The 4,455-nt window shown below is 74.7% G+C and carries 4 protein-coding genes; all 4 read left to right on the top strand.

The window, feature by feature from the left end; genetic code table 11:
* Positions 1-1,282, top strand: a 1,282-nt coding sequence (locus tag ACTUAL_RS24370; protein WP_440901888.1) for a PucR family transcriptional regulator, incomplete at its 5' end; no start/stop codon positions are given.
* A gap of 81 nt (positions 1,283-1,363) precedes the next feature.
* A complete protein-coding gene (locus ACTUAL_RS24365) occupies positions 1,364-2,854 on the top strand; it encodes a DUF7782 domain-containing protein (RefSeq protein WP_440901887.1) in 1,491 nt (496 codons plus the stop codon).
* Positions 2,851-3,276, top strand: a complete 426-nt coding sequence (gene dtd, locus ACTUAL_RS24360; RefSeq protein ID WP_440901886.1) for a D-aminoacyl-tRNA deacylase — start codon at positions 2,851-2,853, stop codon at positions 3,274-3,276. The genes ACTUAL_RS24365 and dtd overlap by 4 nt, the downstream gene beginning before the upstream one ends.
* 220 nt (positions 3,277-3,496) lie before the next feature.
* On the top strand, positions 3,497-4,455 hold a 959-nt coding region (locus ACTUAL_RS24355), incomplete at its 3' end, for a sigma-70 family RNA polymerase sigma factor (RefSeq protein WP_440901885.1).

Here is a 4,455-nt window from a genome sequence, read left to right as displayed (position 1 = left end):
GGACGCGCGGGTCGCGGCGGCGGCGCGGCGGTCGGGGGCGGCGGTGCTGCTGGTGGACCCGGCGGTGCCGTGGGGGCAGCTGGTGAGCGTCGCGCAGGCGCTGGTGCTGGGCGATCGGGGGTCGGGGGACCTGTTCGCGGTGGCCGACGCGATCGCGGCGCTGGTGGGCGGGCCGGTCACGATCGAGGACCGGGGGTCGCGGGTGCTGGCGTACTCGCACCGGCAGCAGGGGGTCGACGCGGTCCGGGTGGAGACGATCCTGGGGCGGCGGGTGCCCGAGGAGGCGCGGCGGGCGCTGGACTCGTCGGGGGTGTTCACCCACCTGGCGCACAGCGACGAGGCGCTGTTCGTGCCGCAGCTGACCGAGCACCTGGGCGGGCGGCTGGTGGCGGCGGTGCGGGCCGGGCGGGAGCTGCTCGGGTCGGTGTGGGTGGAGGTCGACGGGACGAGCCCGGCGCGCGAGGCGGCGCTGGTGGACGGGGCTCGGACGGCGGCGCTGCACCTGCTGCGGGCGCGGGCCAGCTCGGACCTGGAGCGGCAGGCCGAGGCGGACCTGGTGACGGCGCTGCTGGACTCGGGGGCTCCGGGGGCGCTGGACCGGTTGGGGCTGCCCGGCGGGGAGCTGCGGGTGATCGCGGTGCGGGCGCACGTGGGGGACGCGGAGCACGGGGCGGCGCTGCTGGCGTTCGAGCGGGCCACCTCGGGGTTCGGGTGGTCTCGGCCGGGGCGGAGCGCGCTGTTCGGGAACGTGCTGTACACGGTGCTGCCGTGCGGGGGCGACCCGGCGGCGGCGGTGGAGTGGGTGCGCGGCCTGCGGCGCGAGCTGCCGCCGGAGGTGGTGGTGCGGGCCGGGATCGGCGGGGTGTGCGACGGCGGGTCGGCCCCGGTGTCGCGGCTGGAGGCGGACGAGTGCCTGGCGCTGGGCGGGGAGCGGCCGGTGGTCTACGAGCTGGCGTGGGCGCGGGTGCTGCTGCGGCGGCTGGCGGTGGAGGCGGAGGCCGGGCGGCTGCCGGTGCGGGGGCCGGTGGCGGACCTGCTGCGGCACGACGAGGAGAGGGGCACCCGGTACGCGGAGACGCTGCGGGCCTGGCTGGCGGCGCGGGGCGACGCCCGCGGGGCGGCGCGGGCGCTGGGGGTGCACCCGAACACGCTGCGGTACCGGTTGCAGCGGATGGGTGAGGTGGCGGCCCTCCCGCTGGGGGACGCGGTGGAGCGGTTGGCGCTGGAGGTCGCGCTGGCGGTGCACGGGGAGCTGCGGCGTCGGGGGATGCCGGGCGGGTGACGGGTGGCGCGGGGGTGACGGGTGGCGCGACCCGGACCTGCGCGATCAGGACTTCGCCGCCGGGGGTGCCACCATGTGCCGGTGCTCCCTGAACTATCCGATGACCTGATCACGCGCCTGCGTGCGGCCTTCCGCGAGGCCGACTACACCGCCGACGGGGTGGTCGACGCGCTCGGGCCGGTCGCCCACGCCGCGCTCGGGCGGGGTGAGCCCGAGGTCGCCAAGCGCGAGTCCGAGGACTCCGGCGACCTCGGCGCGCTCGTCCGGCTGTTCCTGCTCGGCGACACCGAGCCCGGCAGGAGCGTCCGCTCCGCCCTCGCAGGCGTCGACCTGGACGAGGCCGTGCGCGCCGGGGTGCTCACCCCCGACGGCGACGGGTTCCGGGCCGGGCTGGACGTGCGGCCCTACGGCGACGACGAGGGCTCCTGGTGGGTGATCGCCGACCTGGACTCCGACCAGCGCGGCGGGCCCGTGCCGACCGACCACGGGCTCGGCGTCGGCCACGCCTCCATCAGCCTCGCGCGCGCCACCTCGCGCAGGCCCGTCAAGAACCTGCTCGACCTGGGCACCGGCTGCGGCGTGCAGGCGCTGCACGCCAGCAGGCACGCCGAGCGCATCACCGCCACCGACCTGTCCGCCCGCGCCCTCGCGCTCGCCTCCGCCACGTTCCGGATGAACGAGGTCGACGTCCGCCTCGGCCGGGGCGAGTGGTTCGGGCCCGTGCGCGGCCGGAAGTTCGACCAGGTCGTGTGCAACCCGCCGTTCGTGGTCGGGCCGCCGCGCGTGGACTACGTCTACCGCGACTCCGGCCTCGGCGGCGACGACGCCAGCGCGCTGGTCGTGCGGCAGCTGCCCGCGTTCCTGAACGAGGGCGGCACCGGCCAGCTGCTGGCCTCCTGGCTGCACCGCAAGGGCGAGGACTGGGAGGACCGGGTCGCGTCCTGGCTGCCGCGCGGCGGCGTGGACGCCTGGTTCGTGCAGCGGGACGTGGCCGACCCGGCGCTGTACGTGGGCACCTGGCTGCGCGACGCGGGCGTCGACCCGCGCTCGCCGGAGGGCCGCGCGCAGGCCGCCGGGTGGCTGGACTGGTTCGCGGAGAACGACGTGCTCGGCGTCGGCTTCGGGTTCGTGACGCTGCGGCGCACCGACGCGGCCGTGCCCGAGGTGGTGTGCGAGGACCTGCGCCACGCCTACGACGACCCGCTGGGCCCGGAGACCGCCGCCTGGCTGGACCGGGTCGCCTGGTTGCGCGAGAACGGGACCGCCGAACGGCTGCTGGCCACCCGGTTCGCCCTGCCGCCGACGGTGCTGCTGGAGGAGGTCTCCTCGGCGGTGGAGGACGGCTGGGAGTCCGTGGTGCGGCGGCTGCACCGGACCGACGGGCCGGGCTGGCAGCACGAGCTGGACGAGGTCGCGGCGAAGCTGGTGGCCGGGTTCCGGGGCGCCCTGCCGCTGGAGGACCTGCTCGCGCTGCTGGCGTACGCGCACGACCTCCCGCTGGGCCCGCTCACCGAGGCGGCGCTGCCGGTGGTCAGGGACCTGGTGCGGCACGGCATGGTGGCGCCCGCGTGAGGGCCGTCGCCGCGAGGGTGACCTCGGCGAGCGTCGAGGTGGCGGGCGAGGTCGTCGGCGCCATCGACGAGCCGGGGCTGCTGGTGCTGCTCGGCGTGCACGCGGACGACGACGCGGCCAAGGCCGTGCGGATGGCCGCGAAGCTGCACGAGCTCCGGGTGCTGCGCGACGAGCAGTCGTGCGCGACCACCGGGGCGCCCCTGCTGGTGGTCAGCCAGTTCACGCTCTGCGGCGACACGAGGAAGGGTCGGCGGCCGTCCAGGTCGGCCGCCGCCCGGCCCGAGCCCGCCGCCCCGCAGGTGGACGCGGTGGTGCTGGAACTTCGCAAGAAGGGCGCGAGAGTGGAAACCGGGCAGTTCGGCGCGGAGATGTCCGTGCGGAGCGTGAACGACGGTCCGTTCACGGTCCTCGTGGAACTCTGAGACACCCTTCTCAGGCAATCCTCAGGATAGGGCGCGCAACCGCTGTGACCGCAGTGACGTCTTGTCTGTTGAGGAAGCGGGAACCATTTCGAGGGTAGGCGCGTTTCCTCAAGTGTCCAGCCAAACGGCCGTTCGAACGCTGAAAGGCCGGGGCCGCGCAGCGCAGCGCGGGCTCGCGACACGACCGAACGCCAGCCCGCGAGAAGGGGGAGGGATCTCCATGACCGTCCCGAAGGTCCTCGACCGCGAGGTCGGGAACGACACGAGTGCCCCGAGCGTCGACCTCGACCTCGACGCCCAGGGCCCGGCCGCCGACCTGGTCCGGGTCTACTTGAACGGGATCGGCAAGACAGCGCTGCTCACGGCCGCCCAAGAGGTGGAGCTGGCCAAGCGGATCGAGGCGGGCGTCTTCGCGCACCACGAGCTGGAGACGACCACCGCGCTGAACGCGGAGCGCGCGGGCGAGCTGCGCGCGCTGGTCCGCGACGGCCTCCGGGCGAAGAACCACCTGCTGGAGGCGAATCTCCGGTTGGTCGTTTCTCTGGCGAAGCGGTACACCGGTCGTGGAATGCCTCTGCTCGACCTGATCCAGGAGGGCAACCTGGGTCTGATCCGCGCGGTCGAGAAGTTCGACTACACCAAGGGTTTCAAGTTCTCCACGTACGCCACGTGGTGGATTCGCCAGGCGATCACCAGGGGAATGGCGGATCAGGGCCGCACGATCCGCCTTCCGGTCCACTTGGTGGAACAGGTGAACAAGCTGGCGCGGATCAAGCGGGATCTGCACCAGCAACTCGGCCGGGAGGCGACGAACGAGGAACTGGCCGCCGAATCCGGCCTTTCCCCGTCGAAGGTCTCGGACCTGCTCGACCACGCGCGCGACCCGGTGAGCCTGGACATGCCGGTGGGCGCCGAGGAGGACGCGCCGCTCGGCGACTTCATCGAGGACTCGGACGCGACCGACGCCGAGAGCGCCGTGATCTCCGGGCTGCTGCAGGACGACCTGCGCCGCGTGCTGGCCACGCTGGAGCAGCGCGAGCAGGCGGTGATCCGGCTGCGCTACGGCCTGGAGGACGGGCAGCCGCGCACGCTGGACCAGATCGGCAAGCAGTTCGGGCTGTCGCGGGAGCGGGTGCGGCAGATCGAGCGCGAGGTGATGTCCAAGCTGCGCCAGGGGGA

Source organism: Actinosynnema sp., assembly GCF_052038725.1.
The sequence above is the reverse complement of the archived record's forward strand: the minus strand, read 5'-3'. Positions and strand labels throughout refer to the sequence as shown.